The sequence below is a fragment of the Chloroflexota bacterium genome, from assembly GCA_014360805.1.
Lineage (GTDB): Bacteria > Chloroflexota > Anaerolineae > DTLA01 > DTLA01 > DTLA01.
Genome location: JACIWU010000140.1, coordinates 1 through 3,526, shown reverse-complemented (window position 1 = coordinate 3,526; position 3,526 = coordinate 1). Strand labels below are relative to the sequence as shown.

Below are 3,526 nucleotides of genomic sequence, written 5' to 3'. Positions count from 1 at the left end.
ACTTCCGGAAGTGCGTCGCACCTCGGATCCGCATCCCCCATTCGCATGGATTCGCGCTATTCGCGGTTAGCGGCTGCACGCAAGGGCCGGCATGGGAACCTGCCCTGCCCCTCCTGCCCACGCCTCGCCGATGAAGCGTTGTTCGTGCATGACGTGTACACTACCACCGCCGCTTTGACGCATCTCTCGCCCTGTGCTACACTTCCGCCAGACCGATACGACGCGAGGAATAGCCATGCAGTTCAGCGAGTTCATCGCGCGGCTCGTCCATCGGCAGGCCCTGGACGAACGCGAAGCGGAGCAAGCCCTCACCCAGGTGCTGGAAGGCGACACCACGCCCGCCCAGACGGCGGCATTCCTCGTCGCCCTGCGGATGAAGGGCGAGACCATTGCGGAGATGACCGGCTTCGCGCGAGCCATGCGCAGCAAGGTCATCCCCGTGCGCACGCGCCGCCGCGACCTGGTGGACATCAGCGGGACCGGCGGCGACTACGCCCGCACCTTCAACATCTCCACCACGGCGGCCTTTGTCGCGGCGGGTGCCGGCGCGGCCGTCGCCAAGCATGTGGACCGCTCGGTGTCCAGCCGATGCAGCAGCGCCGACCTGCTGGAGCACCTGGGCATCTGCCTGACGCTGGACCCCGAACAGATCGCCCGCTGTATTGACGAGTTGGGCATCGGGTTCCTGTATGCGCCGCGCCTGCATCCATCGCTGAAGTACGTGGCCGAGGCCCGCCGCGACCTGGGCATCCAGACGGTCTTTGACATCCTGGCCCCGCTCACCAACCCCGCCGGCGCCGAGGCACGCGTCTTGGGCGTGTACGCGGGCTCGCTCACCGAACTCCTGGCGGGCGTGCTGCGCGTCCTGGGTGCGGCTTCCGCCTACGTGGTGTACGGCGCGGACGGCATGGACGAATTCTCCACGACCGGCGTCAACAAGGTCAGCCATCTGGAAGGCGGCACCATCACCACCTTCGCGCTGGACTCGCTGGAGTTTGACTTGCCCAGGGCATCGCTCCACGAACTGGCAGGCGGCAGCACCGACGAGAACGTCGCCATCACGCAGGCTATCCTTTCGGGCGAGCGCGGCGCGCGGCGGGACATCGTCGTGCTCAACGCTGGCGTGGCGCTGGTGGCCGCAGGACTCGCCCTGGACCTGCGCGAGGGCATCCAGCAGGCCGAAGCCGCCATTGACTCCCGCGCCGCCTGGCGCAAACTTCAGGAACTCGGCGCGCTCACCCAGAAACTCAAGGAAGACTGACCGGCGCCTCGCCGCGCCTATCACCCACTCGGAGGAGGACCCCCCCATGAGATATCGCCCGTTTGGCAACACCGGAGCCACCGTCAGCGCCCTGGGTTTCGGCGCCATGCGCCTGCCCATGACCCCCGACGGCGAGCACGTGGACGAGGACCGCGCCATTCCCGTCATTCAGCGCGCGCTGGAACTAGGCATCAACTACCTGGACACGGCACCCTACTACTGCAAGGGCGAGAGCGAAATCGTGCTCGGCAAGGCCATCAAGGGCTGGCGCGACCGCGTGTATATCTCCACCAAGAACCCGCTGGACAACCCCGACCCCGGCGAGTTCCGCGCGTGGCTGGAAAAATCGCTCCGCAAACTGGATGTGGACTACATTGACTTCTACCACATGTGGGGCATGAACAAGGTCAAGTACGAGACGATGGTCGCCACGCCCGGCGGCCGCCTGGACGAGGCCCGCAAGGCCAAGGAGGAGGGCCTCATCCGCCACATCAGTTTCTCGTTCCACGACACGCCCGAGGTCTTGGAGCGGTTCATTGACACCGGCTACTTTGAAAGCATGACCGTCCAGTACAACTTGCTGGACCGGGCGAACGAAGCGGCTATTGCTCGTGCGGCCGCGCGCGGCATGGGCGTCGTCATCATGGGGCCGGTGGGCGGCGGTCGTCTGGCCGAAACCTCACCCGAGATCCGCAAACTCCTGCCGAACGGCGTGTCGGGAAGCCCCGAACTGGCCCTGCGCTTCGTCCTGTCGCATCCGGGCGTCCACGTGGCGCTGTCGGGCATGAGCACGATCCAGATGGTGGAGGAGAACGCCGCCACCGCATCCCGCGAGGAGCCATTGAGCGCAAACGAGCGCCAGGCCATCGCCCAGACCATGGATCAACTGGCCGCGCTGGCCAACCTGTACTGCACGGGCTGCGGCTACTGCATGCCCTGCCCCAACGACGTGAACATCCCCGAGAACTTCAAGTACATGAACTACTACCGGGTGTACGGGTTGGCCGAGTATGCGCGGCAGGCGTATGCCCAACTTGGCAGCCCGGGGAACTGGATCAAGGGCCTCAAGGCCGATGCGTGCATCCAGTGCGGCGAGTGCGAACCCAAGTGCCCGCAGCATATCCCGATCATCAAGCAACTGGAGGAGGTGGCAGAAGTTCTCGGCGGCAAGACCCGCTAGACCGCTTGCTCCCTACTCTCGGAGGCCACCCATGAACCGAAGACACTTCATCCGCGCGGCCCTTGTGGCGGGCGCTGCCTCGGTGCTGCGCGCCTGCCTGGGCATCCGCGTGGAGATCACGCCGCCCCCGACCATCGCAACGCCATCGGCGGGCGCTCCTGTCCCGTCGCCATCGCCCGCGCCGCCCACCGTTGCGCCCACGGCCGGCCCGAAGATGCTGGGCAACGAGAACCGCGAAGGGTTCTTCATCCGCTACTACCGCGCCTTTCCTGCCCCCGACCGCAATGCCTGGCGGCTGCGCGTGCAGGGGATGGTGGAGAACCCGGGGGAGTTTGATTATCCGACAGTACTGGGCTGGCCCAGCGTAGCCCAGGTTTCCCGCATGAAGTGCGTGGAGTGCTGGTCGGCCAAGGCCAAGTGGGAAGGGTTCACCTACGACACACTGGCCGCCATCGTCAAGCCCCTGCCCACGGCGACGCACGTGCGGTTTGACTGCGCCGACGAGTACTGGGAGGTGGTCTCCATTGAGGAACTCCGTGCGCCGCGCGTGCTGTTCGTCCTGAAGATGAACGACGAACTCCTGCCCGACGAGTACGGATCGCCCCTGCGGATGATCTTGCCGTCCAAGTACGGCTACAAGGGCGCGAAAGCGGTGCACACGCTGACGTTCACGGACAAGGACGGGCCGGGCTACTGGTCGTATGTGGGGCCGTACTCCATCAGCGGGGACATTGAGCCGGGGATGGATCACCCGCTGGATTTGGGGGGCGGGGCGCGGCCCATCTCCGGCGGCGAGATCACCGACTACTGATGCTGCGCCCGCGGGGGTGTGAACCCCTCACATCCCCCGCCCCCCCTTCTCGCCCCGCAGGCGGGGCGAGAAGGGGGAGTGGGCGCGCGCCGTTCCCTCTCCCGCCGCGGGAGAGGGCGAGGGTGAGGGGCGCCGTACGGGGGCGTTCGGATCGCGAAGGACACGAAAGGGCGCGAAAGGCACGAAAGTCGCGGGCGCGCATCGCCGCGCGGGGCTAAACCCCCGCGCTGAGCGAACCAAGCCCCTTCGGGGCTGGGAATAGCCCGCAGGGCTT

3 protein-coding genes are annotated in these 3,526 nt (G+C 66.7%); all 3 read left to right on the top strand.

Annotated features, from left to right (window positions below; translation table 11 throughout):
- Nucleotides 1-235 precede the first annotated feature (235 nt).
- The 3 genes from trpD to H5T65_13985 are packed head-to-tail and all read left to right on the top strand — an operon-like array spanning nt 236 to nt 3,252.
- Nucleotides 236-1,261: an anthranilate phosphoribosyltransferase gene (trpD, locus tag H5T65_13995; protein MBC7260339.1), complete on the top strand. Its 1,026-nt coding sequence runs from the start codon at nt 236-238 to the stop codon at nt 1,259-1,261.
- 46 nt (nt 1,262-1,307) lie between these two features.
- Nucleotides 1,308-2,441: an aldo/keto reductase gene (locus tag H5T65_13990; GenBank protein MBC7260338.1), complete on the top strand. Its 1,134-nt coding sequence runs from the start codon at nt 1,308-1,310 to the stop codon at nt 2,439-2,441.
- A 31-nt stretch (nt 2,442-2,472) separates the two neighbouring features.
- A complete protein-coding gene (locus tag H5T65_13985; GenBank protein ID MBC7260337.1) occupies nt 2,473-3,252 on the top strand; it encodes a molybdopterin-dependent oxidoreductase in 780 nt (259 codons plus the stop codon).
- Nucleotides 3,253-3,526 lie beyond the last annotated feature (274 nt).

What these genes read in the sequence shown, in the direction of transcription:
- H5T65_13985 (MBC7260337.1), top strand. Translation starts at nt 2,473, where the DNA reads ATGAACCGAAGACACTTCATCCGCGCGGCCCTTGTGGCGGGCGCTGCC.
- H5T65_13990 (MBC7260338.1), top strand. Translation starts at nt 1,308, where the DNA reads ATGAGATATCGCCCGTTTGGCAACACCGGAGCCACCGTCAGCGCCCTG.
- trpD (MBC7260339.1), top strand. Translation starts at nt 236, where the DNA reads ATGCAGTTCAGCGAGTTCATCGCGCGGCTCGTCCATCGGCAGGCCCTG.